This is a genomic window from Clostridium sp. (assembly GCF_036646415.1).
GTDB lineage: Bacteria > Bacillota > Clostridia > Clostridiales > Clostridiaceae > Clostridium_J.
The window spans coordinates 127,148-143,035 of sequence record NZ_JAVXMF010000003.1; the positions used below are offsets into that span (position 1 = coordinate 127,148).

The 15,888-nt window shown below is 29.0% G+C and carries 16 protein-coding genes; 10 read left to right on the forward strand and 6 right to left on the reverse strand.

From position 1 onward, the window contains the following. Positions 1 to 33 precede the first annotated feature (33 nt). On the reverse strand, positions 34 to 456 hold the full coding sequence (locus RSD37_RS03235) for a YaaR family protein (RefSeq protein ID WP_346945255.1): 423 nt from the start codon (positions 454 to 456) through the stop codon (positions 34 to 36). Between the two features lie 101 nt (positions 457 to 557). Between RSD37_RS03235 and RSD37_RS03240 the strand changes: the two genes are divergently transcribed. The 7 genes from RSD37_RS03240 to RSD37_RS03270 all read left to right on the forward strand — a co-directional run bounded on the left by RSD37_RS03240 (position 558) and on the right by RSD37_RS03270 (position 9,700). Continuing rightward, positions 558 to 1,127 (forward strand): chromate transporter, encoded by a 570-nt coding sequence (locus tag RSD37_RS03240; RefSeq protein WP_346945256.1) that lies wholly within the window; start codon positions 558 to 560, stop codon positions 1,125 to 1,127. Further along, the gene (locus tag RSD37_RS03245; protein ID WP_346945257.1) at positions 1,128 to 1,682 is read left to right on the forward strand and encodes a chromate transporter; all 555 of its coding nucleotides are present in this window, start codon (positions 1,128 to 1,130) and stop codon (positions 1,680 to 1,682) included. 335 nt (positions 1,683 to 2,017) lie between these two features. Then, entirely contained in the window at positions 2,018 to 4,669 is a 2,652-nt protein-coding gene (locus RSD37_RS03250) for a cation-translocating P-type ATPase (protein ID WP_346945258.1), read from the forward strand. 277 nt (positions 4,670 to 4,946) lie between these two features. Then, positions 4,947 to 6,221 (forward strand): helix-turn-helix domain-containing protein, encoded by a 1,275-nt coding sequence (locus tag RSD37_RS03255; protein WP_346945259.1) that lies wholly within the window; start codon positions 4,947 to 4,949, stop codon positions 6,219 to 6,221. Between the two features lie 78 nt (positions 6,222 to 6,299). Beyond that, a complete protein-coding gene (locus RSD37_RS03260) occupies positions 6,300 to 6,434 on the forward strand; it encodes a hypothetical protein (RefSeq protein ID WP_346945260.1) in 135 nt (44 codons plus the stop codon). A gap of 250 nt (positions 6,435 to 6,684) precedes the next feature. After that, positions 6,685 to 7,755, forward strand: coding sequence for a tetratricopeptide repeat protein (locus RSD37_RS03265; protein WP_346945261.1), 1,071 nt, complete (start codon positions 6,685 to 6,687; stop codon positions 7,753 to 7,755). Positions 7,756 to 8,191: 436 nt separating this feature from the next. Further along, complete coding sequence (locus RSD37_RS03270) at positions 8,192 to 9,700, forward strand: UDP-glucose--hexose-1-phosphate uridylyltransferase (protein WP_346945262.1); 1,509 nt, start codon at positions 8,192 to 8,194, stop codon at positions 9,698 to 9,700. A gap of 192 nt (positions 9,701 to 9,892) precedes the next feature. On the opposite strand, the gene RSD37_RS03275 is transcribed toward RSD37_RS03270, so the two are convergent. The 4 genes from RSD37_RS03275 to RSD37_RS03290 form a co-directional block, all read right to left on the reverse strand. Further along, positions 9,893 to 10,408 (reverse strand): hypothetical protein, encoded by a 516-nt coding sequence (locus RSD37_RS03275; protein WP_346945263.1) that lies wholly within the window; start codon positions 10,406 to 10,408, stop codon positions 9,893 to 9,895. A gap of 64 nt (positions 10,409 to 10,472) precedes the next feature. Beyond that, the gene (locus tag RSD37_RS03280; protein WP_346945366.1) at positions 10,473 to 10,667 is read right to left on the reverse strand and encodes a helix-turn-helix transcriptional regulator; all 195 of its coding nucleotides are present in this window, start codon (positions 10,665 to 10,667) and stop codon (positions 10,473 to 10,475) included. A gap of 38 nt (positions 10,668 to 10,705) precedes the next feature. Next, positions 10,706 to 11,155, reverse strand: a complete 450-nt coding sequence (locus RSD37_RS03285) for a DUF2975 domain-containing protein (protein ID WP_346945264.1) — start codon at positions 11,153 to 11,155, stop codon at positions 10,706 to 10,708. 192 nt (positions 11,156 to 11,347) lie between these two features. After that, positions 11,348 to 12,223: a metallophosphoesterase gene (locus RSD37_RS03290; protein WP_346945265.1), complete on the reverse strand. Its 876-nt coding sequence runs from the start codon at positions 12,221 to 12,223 to the stop codon at positions 11,348 to 11,350. A 254-nt stretch (positions 12,224 to 12,477) separates the two neighbouring features. Between RSD37_RS03290 and RSD37_RS03295 the strand changes: the two genes are divergently transcribed. The 3 genes from RSD37_RS03295 (at position 12,478) to RSD37_RS03305 (ending at position 14,808) form a co-directional block, all read left to right on the forward strand. Beyond that, the gene (locus RSD37_RS03295; protein WP_346945266.1) at positions 12,478 to 13,014 is read left to right on the forward strand and encodes a sigma-70 family RNA polymerase sigma factor; all 537 of its coding nucleotides are present in this window, start codon (positions 12,478 to 12,480) and stop codon (positions 13,012 to 13,014) included. Further along, the gene (locus tag RSD37_RS03300; protein ID WP_346945267.1) at positions 12,998 to 14,080 is read left to right on the forward strand and encodes a hypothetical protein; all 1,083 of its coding nucleotides are present in this window, start codon (positions 12,998 to 13,000) and stop codon (positions 14,078 to 14,080) included. Before RSD37_RS03295 ends, RSD37_RS03300 begins: the two co-directional genes overlap by 17 nt. A gap of 140 nt (positions 14,081 to 14,220) precedes the next feature. After that, entirely contained in the window at positions 14,221 to 14,808 is a 588-nt protein-coding gene (locus tag RSD37_RS03305) for a hypothetical protein (protein WP_346945268.1), read from the forward strand. Between the two features lie 115 nt (positions 14,809 to 14,923). Here the strand turns inward: RSD37_RS03305 and RSD37_RS03310 are convergent, their stop codons facing one another. Beyond that, a complete protein-coding gene (locus RSD37_RS03310) occupies positions 14,924 to 15,883 on the reverse strand; it encodes a hypothetical protein (protein ID WP_346945269.1) in 960 nt (319 codons plus the stop codon). Positions 15,884 to 15,888 lie beyond the last annotated feature (5 nt).

A 15,888-nucleotide genomic window follows, 5' to 3' on the forward strand; every position in this document is an offset into this window, starting at 1 on the left:
AAGTTCCACTAGCCAAATGTAAAATTTGGAGTGTCACTTATAAATGTCTACTATAAGGCCAGAAATTTCGTCTATGGTACTTGCTATATCTAGATTTTCTCTTTCTTCACTTAGTAACATTTGTGTTAATTCTTCTAGTTTATTATCTACAGTTTCAATTGTTACAAAATATTGTGTTTGCCAGAAGCTTATATCTTTTTTTACAGAATACATAAATGCAAGTACGGATTCTAGGTATTCTTTTATTTCTCTTTTATAAGCTCTTACATCAGCGTAGCACTTAGAAATTACAAGTCTACTACCTTTAGATTTTATGCTTTTAAGCATTTTCTTTAAATCTTCTTCTGATTTCTGTTCTCTGGCAAAATTAAAGTTTTTAGAGAAGTCTTGTTTACCTGTTACAGCAATACCTTCTCTTTTTATTGGAGTACTCCTCCCAACCTTTGATATTTCCAACCTAACACACCCCCTCTATTCTAATTATATTATAAATAAACTTATGGGGTTTTACCATAGATTTTATGGTTAAGTTATTAAATTAATCTTGGAGGTAAATTATGAAAAAATTATTAAATATGTTTATTACCTTCTTTAAAATAGGATCATTTACCTTTGGTGGTGGCTATGCAATGATTCCACTTATTGAAAGAGAAGTTGTAGATAAAAACTCTTGGATATCCAAAGATGAGTTTATAGATATAATTGCCATATCTCAAAGCTTTCCTGGAGCCTTAGCTATAAATAGCTGTACCTTTATTGGTTATAAAATAGGAGGAACCTTAGGCGCCGTTCTAGGACTTCTTGGGGTTGCTCTACCCTCCTTTATTATTATCTTATTTATTGCCATAGCTTTTAGTAAGTTTCGAAATATGTATATTATAGAACTTATATTTAAGGGTATTAATGCAGCTGTTCCTATACTTATTTTAGTCGGAGTAAATAGTCTTGCTAAAGTTCTTGATAAAACTGCTACAAATATTGTGATAATAATAATTACAATACTTCTTACTATATTCTTAAATGTAAATCCAGTTTATATAATTCTCATTGCTGCTATTTATGGTATATTTATTAATCGAAATAACTCCTCTGCTATAAATTCTAATGAAGCTAAGGAGGAAAAATAGATGCTACTTTTAAAATTATATCTAGCTTTCTTAAAGATTGGGACATTTGGATTTGGTGGTGGGTACGCTATGCTTCCTCTAATTCAAAAAGAAATCGTGAATCACAATGGTTGGCTTTCCCAGGCTGATTTTATAGATATCATTGGTATATCTCAAATGACTCCAGGTCCGATTGCTATAAACTCTGCTACCTTCGTAGGTTATCGCACCGCTGGAGTTCTTGGTAGTATAGTTGCTACCTTAGGAGTTGTTACTACTTCTTTTATTCTTATATCCTTTGCCAACTACTTTTTCAATAAATTTAAAAATTCTAAAGTTCTAGCTAATGCTCTTAAAGGTATGAGACCTGCCCTTGTCGGTCTTATAATATCTGTATTCTTAAGTCTAAGCCTAGAATCTTATAGAGATTTAAATAGTATAATAATAGCAGTAATTATAGGATTTTTGCTTTATAAAACTAAAATTCACCCTATAATAATTATTGTTATTGCGGCACTACTTGGTATTTTGTTCTATGGAATAGTCCCTATGGTTATTCCATATTTAAATACTTAATAATGTTATTTTGTTGAAATGTACCTTCAAATTTCTCTTGCATTATAACAAAATATGACTTATAATTTTATCATAAGATATAAGTTCCATATGAGGGAGTAATTACTAGGATACGTCCTAGGACAAGATCAACATCATGACTTTTTTTAGTCTGGTCTTGGATTAAATAATGAGACTCATATATAGCACAATAAGCTATATATGAGTCTTTTCTTTTTACATACATATGTAATTATATTTTAGCTAATATTATATACATTCAAATTAATAAGTTCCACTAATTAAATCATAGATTTGAAGTGTCACTTAACAATAAATATTTATGAGGTGATTTTATGTATTTTAATGATTCTAGCGAGGATGTTATAAGTAATTTCAATACCAATCCTACTACTGGATTAACATCTGCTCAAGTAGAGGAAATGAAAGGTAAGTATGGACTTAACAAACTTGCTTCTAAAAAGAAAAAAACCAAAGTCCAACTGTTCTTTGCTCAGCTAAACGATATCCTAATTTATATTTTAATAGTTGCTGCTATTCTTTCTGTAGTTGTTGGAAAGGAATTCAGTGATGCAATAATTATAGGTATAGTTATTCTTGTTAATGCCACTGTAGGAATGATTCAAGAATCTAAAGCTGAAAAAGCTCTTGATGCTTTAAAGGAACTATCAACACCTAAGGCAATTGTAAAACGTAATGGTGAACTTGTTGAGCTTGCCTCTGAAGAGGTTGTTCCTGGCGATATCATCGTTATCGATGCAGGTAGATTTATCCCCTGTGACATACGTCTTATAGAAAGTGCCAACCTTAAGGTTGAAGAATCTGCTTTAACAGGAGAATCTGTTCCTGTAGATAAGAATGCCAATTTAGTTATTCAAGATGAAAAAGTATCTCTTGGTGATAAAAAGAACATGGCCTTTATGTCTACTTTAGCTACCTATGGTAGAGGTATTGGTGTTGCTGTTGCCACAGGTATGAGTACTGAAATTGGTAAGATTGCTAAAATGCTTGATGAAGGTGAAAATGAACTTACCCCTCTACAAAAGAAACTTGAACAACTTGGTAAAGTTCTTGGAATTGCAGCCATTGTTATATGTGCTGTAATGTTTGCAGTAGGATTATTCCAAGGCAGAGAAATTGCAGATATGTTTATGATTTCTATCAGTCTTGCCGTTGCCGCAATTCCAGAAGGTCTTGCAGCCATCGTAACTATAGTTCTTGCTATAGGTGTTCAAAAGATGATAAAACAGAATGCTATCATAAGAAAGTTACCTTCTGTTGAAACTCTAGGTTCTGTAAATATTATTTGTTCTGATAAAACTGGAACTTTAACTCAAAACAAAATGACAGTAGTTAAGTTCTTTGTAGACAATAACTTAAATGAAATATCAACTTTCGATATGAAGAAACCTAGCGATAAACTTTTACTTGAAAATATAGTACTTTGTAATGATGCCACTTCTACTACTAGTTCTAAAACTGGTGATCCAACGGAAATAGCGCTTTTAGATGTAGGTAATATGTTTGAAACCTATAAGGATGATTTAAATAGCACCCATAAAAGAGTTGACGAAATTCCTTTTGATTCCGATAGAAAACTTATGACTACAGTAAACACTTATGATGATAAGTTCTATGTAATGACAAAGGGTGCTACTGATAACCTTATACCTCTATGCACTTCAGCTTATATAAATGGAGAAATTGTTCCTCTAACTGAGGAGATTAAAAATAACTTCTTAGAAGCTGCAACTAACATGTCAAATGACGCTATAAGAGTTCTAGGTGCTGCTTTTAAGATAATTCCTTCAACTCATGTGGAAGTTGATACCTTAGAAAGTGGATTAACCTTCATTGGCCTTGTAGGAATGATTGACCCACCTAGGCTTGAAGTTAAGGATTCTATAGAAATTTGTAAAACTTCCGGAATAAAAACTATAATGATTACTGGTGATCATAAAAATACGGCTTTTGCCATTGCAAAAGAACTTCTAATTGCAGAAGATATAAGTCAGGTAACTAGCGGTGCTGAAATAGATGATATTTCTGATGAAGAACTTGCAAATAAATGTGATAATCTAAGAGTTTTTGCTAGGGTTTCCCCTGAACATAAAGTTAGGATAGTTAAAGCCTTTAAATCAAAAGGAAACATTGTATCCATGACTGGTGATGGAGTTAATGATGCTCCTTCCCTAAAAGCTGCTGATATTGGTGTAGCCATGGGTATTACAGGTACAGACGTTGCTAAAGGTGCTGCTGATATGGTATTAACTGATGACAACTTCTCTACTATTGTTGCAGCCATTGGAGAAGGTAGAAATATATTTAACAATATAAAGAAATCTGTAATATTCTTAATTTCTTGTAATGCAGGTGAAATAGTTGCTCTCTTCTTTGGTATCCTATTTGGATGGGCAGCTCCACTTAATGCAACTCATATATTATGGGTTAATTTAATTACCGACTCCTTCCCAGCTCTTGCCCTTGGTGTAGACCCTGGTGATAAGGATGTAATGAAGCATAAACCAAGAAATCCAAAGGACAGTCTTTTCAAAGGCTCATTATTCACTCTTCTATTTAATGGTGCTTTAATTGGTTCACTTACTCTTATAGGATTTGTGTATGGAGTTATGAAATATGGTGATGTAGGTGTGAACCTTTCGAATATAGCAAATAACCCTACAGCATTAATGCATGCTCAAACTATAGCCTTTGTAGTTCTTAGTGGAACTCAATTGATTCACGCTCTAAATATGAGAAGTTCTAATAAATCAATATTTAAAATTGGCCTTTTCTCAAATATGTATTTAATTTATGCTATACTACTTGGAGTTGGCTTACAGTTAGCAGTTATCTACATTCCACCAATTGCTAATTTATTTAATGTAATACCATTAAATCTAGCAGACTGGGGACTTGTAATAATTCTTAGCTTAATTCCATTAGTTATTAATGAAATAATAAAACTATTTATTAAGGATAAATAAAAAGAATTGGTAGGGATTAAATTCCCTACCATTTTTTTTAATACTCTTATCTTCTCTACCTATATCTCTTGATTTTTATGTTTCTATTGTATAATTAAAACTTTTTTGTAGATTTCTGCTTAAAGCAACTACTTTTTGTTACTTTTCGTTACTTTTCGTTACTTCTTATTTAAAACATATTGTATTTATACATAATATGATATAAAATGTAGTTAATACAAATTAAATAAATTTTTGTATGTTTATTACAACTACCAAACTAAGGAGATGAAAACATTTGAATTTCTTCAGCCCAGGTCAAAAAATAAAAAGACTAAGAAATCAACTAAACATTAAACAGATTGAGCTTGAAGAAATAGGTGTCTCTAGAAACTATATAAGCATGGTGGAAAGCGATAAACGCAATCTTTCTGGGGAAACGCTAGAAAAACTAGTTGAATTTTTCAAAAATAAAGCTGATGCTTTAAATGTTGATATTAATCTAGATAAAAATACTTTAATTTTAAGCAAAAAAGATGAAGCAAGAAATTACTGTAATGATAAATTAATGTCTAATTTAAATTCCGAGGAAATTGACCAAATTATATTTATTGGTGAAGAATATAAATTACTGGATGTGTTGCCAAAGGTCTATATTCTAAAAGGTAATCTTTTATATGATAAAAATTTATTTGATAGAGCCGTTATATTTTACTATAATGCATTAGAAATTTATAATTCTAACACAGATGATTTATCAAAAGCCCATGTATATAATAATCTAGGAAAATGTAAACTTAAAACTCTTTGTTATGAGGAAGCTCTCGCATATTTTTTCAAGTGTCATTTCCACTTAAATGAAGGCAATGATAAAACTAATTATCAAAATTGTATTTTTAATATAGCTATTGCCTATAAGAAGATGGGTGAGTTTGACAATGCCCTTTTATATGTAAATAAGCTTATTTCAACATTTAATGCTGATAATAATCTTGATATTTATATTGATATGATGATTTTAGAAGCTAACTGCTATATTGAAAAGAATGAAAATGACGTAGCTATAAAGATATATAATGATGCTATAAATGCATATGGTAACAAATTAGGGGCATCATTAGGATATGTGTATAATAATCTTGGATTAATATATTTAGATATAAATGAAATAGAAAATGCATTAGATTATTTCAATAAAGCTATATCCCTAAAAAAAGATATAGATAGACCTACACTATCACGACCTATAATTTATAAGTCTAAAGTGTATATTAAACTTAATTCTAAACATGAAGCAATATCTTTATTAGAAAAAGGAATATCCTTAGCTAAAGAATATAGTGATAAAGAATATATATTAGTTGGATACATGTTACTTGAGGAAATATATTTGGATTTAAATGACTATGAAAATTTAGAAAATGTTTATTTAAACTTAATAGATATTCTTGAAGATACCGATTCTGATAAATTAATAGACATATATATTAAACTTTCCGTTCTTTATATAGACAACAAACATTATGAAAAATGCAAAGAATTTTTAATTAAAGCTCAAAAACTTCCAAAGTAGTATTTTAAGTTTGTTGAGTAATCCATTTGCTATACTTATAAAACTTTATATAAATAATAAAAATAAGGAGTGATTTTAATGAAAAAGAAAATGACTAAAGCAGTAGTATGTCTATGTATATTAGCTGTATCAGTATTTATTGGAATAAGTACTTATGCTACTGAAGATCCAAACCCTAGAGGACAAGCTCCAACATTAGTAGAAAATGCTTAATCCCTTTAAAATCTCATATTTAATTACTTAAACCAAGAATCAGAACTATTGAAGTATAATGATTACTTATAAAATCATTATACTTCAATAGTTCTTTCTTTTTATCCTCAATATAAATTCCCTTAATTTTCTATAAAATATGTTGTAATTACACATATTTTAATATAAAATGTAACTGTAACGACTTAAATATTTTGTCGATTAAAGCTAAATATTGTAGGTACTACTTGAATAAGGAGATGAAGATTTTATGTTAACTGAAGAGCATAAAGCAAGAAGTTATTGTAACGATAAGTTAAAATTGAAGTTAAACTTTAATGATCTTGATGAAATCATAGATATTGGAAAAAAACATAATTTCTTAGATGTACTCTCTTCCGCTTATATCATGCAAGGAAACCTTCTGTATGAAGAAAACTTATTTAATAATGCCTTTTTACAATATTATGATGCTTTAACTGTATCTAATGCCCTTAGCGATAAAGATAAAATGTATATATATAATAAGCTGGCAAAATGCAAACTTATGACTCTCCATTACGAAGACGCTTTAGCTTATCTTTGTAAATGTTATTCTTACTCAGTACAATTTAAAGATACTTTTGTTACTCGTAGCTGTATTTTTAATCTAGCACTAACATATAAAAAGCTAGGGGAATTTGATAATGCAATTTTGTATATTGATAAGCTTTTAGACTCCTGGGATTTTCATGATAATTTTGATAAGTATATTGAAACCATCATACTAAAGGCTAACTGCTATATTGAGAAAAATCAGCATAATATTGCTATAGAAATTTATATGAACACTCTAAATAAATTTGGTGACAAACTAGGATCACTATTAGGATATATATATCATAATTTAGGATTAATTTATTTAGATATAAATGAACTTGTTAATTCTTTAAACTGCTTTAATAAAGCAATTTCAATTAAATCAGCTTTTAATAACATTAATTTAGCTAGCTCTTTCATAGATAAGTCTAGAGTTTATATGAAACAAAACTTATACCATGAGGCCATATCCTTATTAGAAAAAGGCTTAACTTTAGCCGAAGAATATTCTGATAAGGAGTACTTGCTAAACGGATATAAATTACTAGAAAAAGCTTACATAGCTTTAGGTAATGACGATAAACTTGAAGAAGTTTACCTTCGTTCCCTAAAAACATTAGATGACATTGATAATTGTAAGCTGTTAGATATATATATGAAATTATCTATGCTAAATCCTAGTTATTTAAATTATGAAAAACGGGCTGAGTTTTTATTTAAAAATCAATCACAAGAAAATATAGGGATGGTTTCAATGATGTAACCCCATTGAAGCCATCTTATTTTTATTAAGATCCAATTATTTGAAATCTGTAATATATATATTAAATTATTTTCTTAAACTAAGATATAGTAATTATAATTAGGTTTCTATATTAAATTTACTTGGAAGTTAATACTACACTAGTTAGTATTAGGCATCTGAAAATAAATAATAAGTCAAAGATGTGAAGGATATTTTGAGTTAGACAAGGAAGCAGGTTCCACAGATAGTAGAACTATCTAAGGGTTCTTCTGACGACGTATCACTCAAAATAGCCTAGGAGATTGATTTATTTATTTTTTGAAGATGCCTTAATGAAGTTTATTTATGGGAACTATATAATTAAAGATATTAATTACAAATTTAATTTTACACTAAGCTTTTATATTCTAAAGTTTACCATGAAATTCTTAGAATATAACACTGGAGGTATATGATGAATTCACTTTACTCACTAATTAATAGGTTAGTTGAAATTTCTATAGATAATAAACTTATAGGATTTTTAGATGAAATTTACGTTAGAAATAGAATTCTCTTCATGTTTAATGAAAATGATTTTTTAGAAAACTCAAAATTATCCACAAATTTTTCTGAAACTTTAGAACAATTAACAGATATAGCTGTGGAAAAGGAGATTATTAATAATTATTTATATGAAAGAGATATTTTTTCTAGTAACCTTATGAACTGTTTCTTAGATAAGCCTTCTGTTATAAATAAAAACTTTTATGAGTTATATAAAAGTTCACCAACATCTGCTACAGACTATTTTTATAACCTAAGCAAAAATTCAAATTATATTAAAATGGATAGAATTGCTAAGAACTCCTTTTTTAAAACCCCTTCCATATATGGAGATATTGATGTTGCAATAAACTTATCTAAACCTGAAAAGGACCCTAATCAGATTGCTCTTGAAAAAACTATTGTTGGTGGAAATTATCCTAAGTGTCTATTATGTAAAGAAAATGAAGGCTATAGTGGTACCGTTACTAATCCTGATAGAGGAAATCATAGAACTATTTTATTAAATATAAATAATAAAAATTGGAGACTTCAATACTCTCCTTATGTATATTACAATGAACATTGTATAGTTCTCCTTGATGAACATGAACCTATGAATATAAGTAAGGAAACCTTTAGGACTTTATTATCCTTTGTTGAAGTCTTTCCACACTACTTTTTAGGTTCTAATGCAGGATTACCTATAGTAGGTGGTTCAATCCTTGCACATGAACATTATCAAGGTGGAAATTATATCTTCCCTATAAATAGGGCTGAGAATTTATTCTCCTTTAAGGTTAAAAGCTATGAAAATATTGATATGTCAGCTCTAAATTGGCCACTATCTACCCTTAGATTAAAGGGTAAAAATATAGACGACCTGGTGGAATGCGGAAGCTACATCTTTGAAACTTGGAAAACTTATAGTGATAAAGAACGTGATATAATCAGCTCTACAGAAGGCACTCCTCACAACGCAATTACGCCTATTTGCCGTAAGGAAGATGAATATTATGTTATGGACTTAGCTCTTAGAAATAATAGAACCTCTGAAGAGTTCCCCGAGGGAATATTCCATCCCCATAGGGATGTTCAACATATAAAGAAGGAAAATATAGGTCTTATAGAAGTTATGGGTCTAGCAATTCTTCCTGGAAGACTAAAAACAGAACTAGATGACATTAAGAAATTTATTCTTAGTGATGACACTAATTCTGAAAAACCACTTTCGAAGGTTTCTGAGTATCATAGAAATTGGGCTGTAGAACTTAAAGAAAAATATAGTTCCACTTTAGAAATTAACAGATTCATTGAAGTTGAAATTGGTAATAAATTCATTAGACTTCTTGAAGATGCAGGAGTATTTAAACAAACTCCCCATGGAATTGAAGGCTTTAAAAAATTTGCTCATACCCTTGGTGCTAAGCATATCTAGATAAATAAATGCTAAAAGCGTAATTCCTACATTTTCTATATAATATAGAAAATAAAAACCACATATGATCTTATAATAAAATGGAGTGTTTCAAAATCATTTTGAAATACTCCCGATTTTAATATTACTGAAAGTCTACAGTTAAGGTGAGTTGCAAATTAGTAAAAGCTATATATGATATAAATAACTCATCTACATATAGGATTCATATATGGTCAATTTATTATCCTTTAATACAAATATAATAATATCTTTATTCTCATTAGCTTTTTTCAGATAAAAGTATTTAGCACTTTTGTTTAATCCATTTATCATGGGCCTTGGATTCTCAACTTTTTCATTAAATTTCTTTTTATTTTTCTCATCTATGGGACTAAGCAACGTCACTACATCGTAGGTCATCTTAAAAGGTATCTCTTCATAACCAAACCACTGAAATGAATTATTTAAATACTCTAGGTCTTCCTTATCATTATATATTAATTCATTAACTTCTTCTCCATCTCCATGAAATCTACCTCTAGTACTTCCTATCAATGTATTCTTATCAGGTCTAGGTAATTTAACCTTCCAATTACATTCTATTTTTTCTATGTGAGTTGGAAATAATGTTAATCCCATCTTTAGGTATGATTCTATAGAAATGCAACATAGTATAACTACCCCCGCTATAAGTGATATACTAATTACTTTCTTCCTTCCCTTCATTTTTACGCCCCCAAATTCTTAGAAAAGTATTTTAAATTTAATCTAAACCCCTAAATAACCTATTTTAATTTATTTCTTCTTCATCACTTTTATATTCTAAAATATCTCCTGGCTGACAATCCAAGGCCTTGCATATAGCCTCTAATGTTGTAAAACGAACAGCCTTAGCCTTACCATTTTTCAGTATGGATAGATTTGCCATAGTTATTCCAACTTTCTCTGAAAGTTCCGTGGAGCTCATCTTTCTTCTGGCCATCATTACGTCTAAATTAATAATTATCACTTAATCCACCGCCTTTATATAGTAAGATCAATTTCTTCTTTAAGTTCTATACCATTTTTTATAAGCTCCATTATTACAGAAGAAATGATAAATACCATCATAGTTGCAATGGTTAAGATAAAGCAAAGCAAGTTATGATAAATAAATAGTGTTCCTAGAAGATACACAACAAAATCTATAAAGGAACAAATACTTATTATTTTAAGTTCATTGATACTCTCTTCACAAAATGGTTTACCTTGCAATAATTTTTTGCTTAATTTCATTACTGACATAAGTATTATTAAAAATGGAATGAATGTTAAATATAAAAACATAGTAGTACTAAAGTGTATTTCACTGTTTACTACATTTTTAGAATACCAATTTACTAACATTGGTAGTGTAAATCCAGCAACTATAGTCATACCTACTGATAAAACTGATATAACATAGATTAATTTTCTAAATAAAATATTTTTCAAATTTATCACCTCTATATAAAAAATACCATATTCCACATTGCATGTCAACAATATTTTGTTGTTATTCAATAATAATTTATTATTTAGAAGTATGTGTACTAGGATAAATAAAATATATGTAAAAAACAATACCTTATTGCAAAACAATTCATTTGCTTTACAATAAGGTATTATTATTAAATTTATAACAACTTAATCTACTAAGTTACTTAAAGTAATAACAGAAATCTCTGGTCTATTAAATACTCTAGGTATTATAACCTTACTACCTAAGCCTCGATTTAAAATTAATTTGCTACTACCTATGGAATATTCCCCCGCACTATACTTTGGGAAAAACTTTCTTTCTGGAGATAAAAGTCCTCCTACAAAAGGTAATCTAATTAATCCTCCATGAATATGGCCTGATATTACTAAGTCCGCTCCCCATTTTTCGTAGGTATCAAAATAAAGTGGATTATGTGTAAGTAGAATATTATACTCTTTCTCTTTGCTCACTCCTAATATATTTTTCATATTCTCTTCTTTAAAATAGGTATCCTTAGAATATTCACTATTTACATCTCTATAATAGGAAAGACTAAACCACATGCCATAAAGATTAATTATATCCGTCCCTTTAGTTAACTTCACCTTACGATTATTTAATATATTTATTCCAAACTCTTTTAATTTTTTCATGAGAAAATCATTTTTATCCATATCTAACTTTTGCTCATTATTCCCTAAGATAAAGTAAACTTTATAACTATTAGCAAGGTTATTTGCTAGGTTTAAAAATATATCAAAGTTATTGTCTCTAGAATTAATCATATCTCCTGTCATAACAATAATATCCGGATTTTCCGTTTCTATAATTTTGATTAATCTATCATTGCCTTTCCCAAAACTCTTTGAATGTAAATCAGACAGCTGTAGAATTTTAAATCCTTTAAAAGATGATGGTATTTTAGTTGACACTATATTATATCTTGATATAGTTAACATATTATTATCACAATATATCGGTACTCCAACAGCAACTAAGGCTGGTATCACAGTGGTCATAATGCTTAATTTATCAATCATTTTTCCTCCATATTCTTCATGGTTGTCATATTACTATTATACCCTATTATGAAGAATTCAAAAATTACAATTGAATTAACATTTAAGTGAGAATCTAAATCTTTGATTTAATCCTTGGAGAAGACTTTCACTTGATGATGTCTTACTCTTTATATTTTCCTCATACTCTTATATTATTAGATTATAAATAAATTCCTTAAATTTCCCATAAAAATTCTACTCCTCAAACGTATATAGAAAGAGAGGTGAAAAAAATGACTAATGTAGAATTTGAAGCTAGCATCAAACTTATACAAACTGGAAACAAAATAGGCCTTGAAAAAATCTATAATGAATATATTACGGTTATATATTCTGTAGTTCTGTCCATTGTGAAAAACAAAGAAAATGCTGAGGATATCACCTCTGATTTTTTTATAAAACTATGGGACAAGTCAAAGTTCTATAACTTTAGTTGTAAACATAAATCATGGCTTATAACCATAGCTCATAATATGGCCATTGATTTTCTTAGGAAAAATAAGAGTGAAGTATTGGTTGATGAAATTTTTGAAGAAGGATATCTGAATGAAAATTCCTTTGAAAATCATGTTCATCATAAAATTATCTTTGAGAATGCTCTTAGTAAACTTAAGGATACCGAAAGACAAGTTGTTAATATGCGCATATTAGGAGACCTAACCTTTAAAGAAATTAGTCACATTTTAAATAAACCTCTTGGTACCATAGCTTGGCAATACAAAAATGCTATTAATAAGTTAAGGAGATATGAATATGAAGAAATTAAGTGAAGATAAATTAAAAGAAAACATTATAAATATGTCAAAATCAAATACACCAGATTTATGGGATAGGATAAGTAATGAAATTGATAAAAACTCTTCAGACATCACTAATATAGTAAATATTTCATCAAAGAATTCCACCCATATTAATTCCAATAAAAGAAAGCCTTTAGGCTCTAAATATATTAAAGGATTTTCTGGAGTAGCTGCTATAATTGTCTTAGTCCTTGGAATAGGATTTATAACTAAAACCCATGAAAGAAACTCCGATACTGCCTTATCTACTAATGATATGAAAGATAGTATTGCTGATACTGGTACAGCTAATAATTCCAATACTGATATGGATGATTCCACTAAGTCCTTTGATAATTCCCCTGTGAATTATAGTAACCTAAACTTTGCCCCCTTAGATGATTTATACGGTACATCTAAGGATGATTCCACTAATCTGTACGGTGGTGAATCTCTATCTATAGTAGCCTTTTCGGAAGATATTCTAGCCGATATTTCTATAATGAGCAAGGTAACACTTCTTAATATGTACTTCAAAGATTATAAGTATGATACCTATAGTGATAAGTTTGAACCCAATGGACGATTGCATCAATGGGATAGAACCGTAGTTTATGAAGTTAGAATTGATGACCTATATTACAATAATGGTGATGTTAAAGTTGGGGATGTTATAAAAATTGAAGATCGCTGCTTTAACGGTTGCTACTTAACGGATGAACCACTACTTAAGCTAAAGGTAAACCGACAATATATTCTTCCTCTATACTCTGCTGGTGAAACTATTCTATATTCCTTTGATGATTATGCTGAGGGGGATATAACCCGTGATGGACAATATGGTATTGCCTATCAATTTGCACCACAGATTGAGGTAACTCTAGATAATGAGTATTTATTCCATGATGGTTGGCAAAGTCTAATAAATGATAAAACTGTAGATGTGGTAATGGATTCTGAAACTGCTGAGGAAAACTTCTATAATGATAAAATGAAACTTAGAAGTGATGATAAATTTATAGATGATTTAAAATCTTTAATTGAAAGATACAAGTAGTATTTTATCATAAAGAATAATAATAAATATATAAAATATAAATTCAAATAAATTCTAAGTATTAGAATCTTTATTTATTCACCATATACTGAGTAAAACTTATTTTTTATATTGATATTTATAAAAATAGGAGGGATTGTATGAAAAAATATAAATTTTTAACTCTACTTCTCTTTATAGTTATTTCATTAACCTTTATAGGATGTTCAAAGAAAGCAGTCACACTTATTGACTGGATTGACTTTCTTAAATGGAATAACATATCTTATGAAAATACTAATACAATAATTCCTAAGGAATATATCGGCAATGAAATTGGAGAAGTTTCAAAAATTGCTCCTAGTGAAGTAACTGGAACAAAGACTCCTAAAACTGAAAATGGTGATATGCCCTTTAAAGATTTGAAAGCTACTGAAGTTGAAAAAATTAGTTTATATGTATGTCTACCTGGCAAAACTATAGAAATTGAAGATAGGGAAGAAATTAACCAAGTTGTTGACATATTAAATAAAGTTGTAACCTATGAGGAAGCTCCTTCAAATACTCAATATTGTGAACAGCTTTGTGGACAGCTTGTTCAATACACTTTAACCTTAGAAAGCGGAGCTACTTTAAAAATCGGAGCATATAATCCTTTTATTCTTATAAATGATGTGACTTATAAAACAAAATATGCACCTTGTGAAGAGTTAAATGCTTTAGGTAATAGACTTATTAATAATAAATAAACTCATTTGATTTAGCATATGATACCAGAAATATAAAAGAGATTTTAAAAACAGGTAATCAAAACTGACTACCTGTTTTTTTATTTATCCTTGTTTAAGATGGTTATTTAATTTATTATACAACTAAAACATTTTCCTTTAGCATCTTTATTTGCTTCTCTCTCATATTTAGAGATAAATTTATAAAACTACTACATAATATCATTATGCAGGTGGTTATCTTAAATCTAATTATTAATAGTGCTAAAATTCCTAGCCCAGCCAAGGTAAACAATTTCTTGGATTTGGTTTTCATATAAATGTATTTCCCTATAAAGGAATGAGAGTCTTTGATAATCACATACAAGAATATATATTTTACCGCCATTACTACAGTATTGATATAAGGTATATTTATATGATAATTAAACAATTCTAGAATTCCTAACACTGCTAAATATGTAACTCCTATAGCTGTAATTTTTCTAGAACAACAAATGTAATAGCTATATTTTCTAAAGTTTTTAATTAACATAAATTTATTCTTTCCATATTGGTTCAATAAATTAAGCTTATTTCCTAATACCATAGTACCGAAATAAGTTATTACCACAGTTCCTGCCGGTAGACATGCTACCAAAATATAAATAATAACCTGGGGGTTTATCGCCCAATTACTCAACCTTACCCCATAGCCTTCTGATTCCTTTATAAAGCTATACCCTGTTAGTGTAGAAAAATATATATCTATGAATATCATTAAAATACATCCTAGTATAGAACAATAAACTATATTATCTATCACAGAACCTTCCTTTTGTATAAAGATTCCACATATGAATCCGAGTAATATACTTTGACTCATCCAAATCCCTGATATTATATCTCCCAATCCTAATACTATAATTAGCAAAGACGTTATAGCTGATAAAACTGTATATTTAAATCCACACCTTAAATATATAAGGCTAATAATTATAGGAACTACCATATCTAAATATAAAGAATAAGCAATTCCTGTGGTTATAGCTATTATGGTCATTACTACAAATAGTGCAGATAGCATAGCAGCCTCTGTCATTTCTCTTGTTTTCAAATTCT

What these genes read in the sequence shown, in the direction of transcription:
- RSD37_RS03240 (WP_346945256.1), top strand. Translation starts at nt 558, where the DNA reads ATGAAAAAATTATTAAATATGTTTATTACCTTCTTTAAAATAGGATCA.
- RSD37_RS03245 (WP_346945257.1), top strand. Translation starts at nt 1,128, where the DNA reads ATGCTACTTTTAAAATTATATCTAGCTTTCTTAAAGATTGGGACATTT.
- RSD37_RS03250 (WP_346945258.1), top strand. Translation starts at nt 2,018, where the DNA reads ATGTATTTTAATGATTCTAGCGAGGATGTTATAAGTAATTTCAATACC.
- RSD37_RS03260 (WP_346945260.1), top strand. Translation starts at nt 6,300, where the DNA reads ATGAAAAAGAAAATGACTAAAGCAGTAGTATGTCTATGTATATTAGCT.
- RSD37_RS03265 (WP_346945261.1), top strand. Translation starts at nt 6,685, where the DNA reads ATGTTAACTGAAGAGCATAAAGCAAGAAGTTATTGTAACGATAAGTTA.
- RSD37_RS03270 (WP_346945262.1), top strand. Translation starts at nt 8,192, where the DNA reads ATGAATTCACTTTACTCACTAATTAATAGGTTAGTTGAAATTTCTATA.
- RSD37_RS03275 (WP_346945263.1), bottom strand. Translation starts at nt 10,408, where the DNA reads ATGAAGGGAAGGAAGAAAGTAATTAGTATATCACTTATAGCGGGGGTA.
- RSD37_RS03280 (WP_346945366.1), bottom strand. Translation starts at nt 10,667, where the DNA reads ATGATGGCCAGAAGAAAGATGAGCTCCACGGAACTTTCAGAGAAAGTT.
- RSD37_RS03290 (WP_346945265.1), bottom strand. Translation starts at nt 12,223, where the DNA reads ATGATTGATAAATTAAGCATTATGACCACTGTGATACCAGCCTTAGTT.
- RSD37_RS03295 (WP_346945266.1), top strand. Translation starts at nt 12,478, where the DNA reads ATGACTAATGTAGAATTTGAAGCTAGCATCAAACTTATACAAACTGGA.
- RSD37_RS03300 (WP_346945267.1), top strand. Translation starts at nt 12,998, where the DNA reads ATGAAGAAATTAAGTGAAGATAAATTAAAAGAAAACATTATAAATATG.
- RSD37_RS03305 (WP_346945268.1), top strand. Translation starts at nt 14,221, where the DNA reads ATGAAAAAATATAAATTTTTAACTCTACTTCTCTTTATAGTTATTTCA.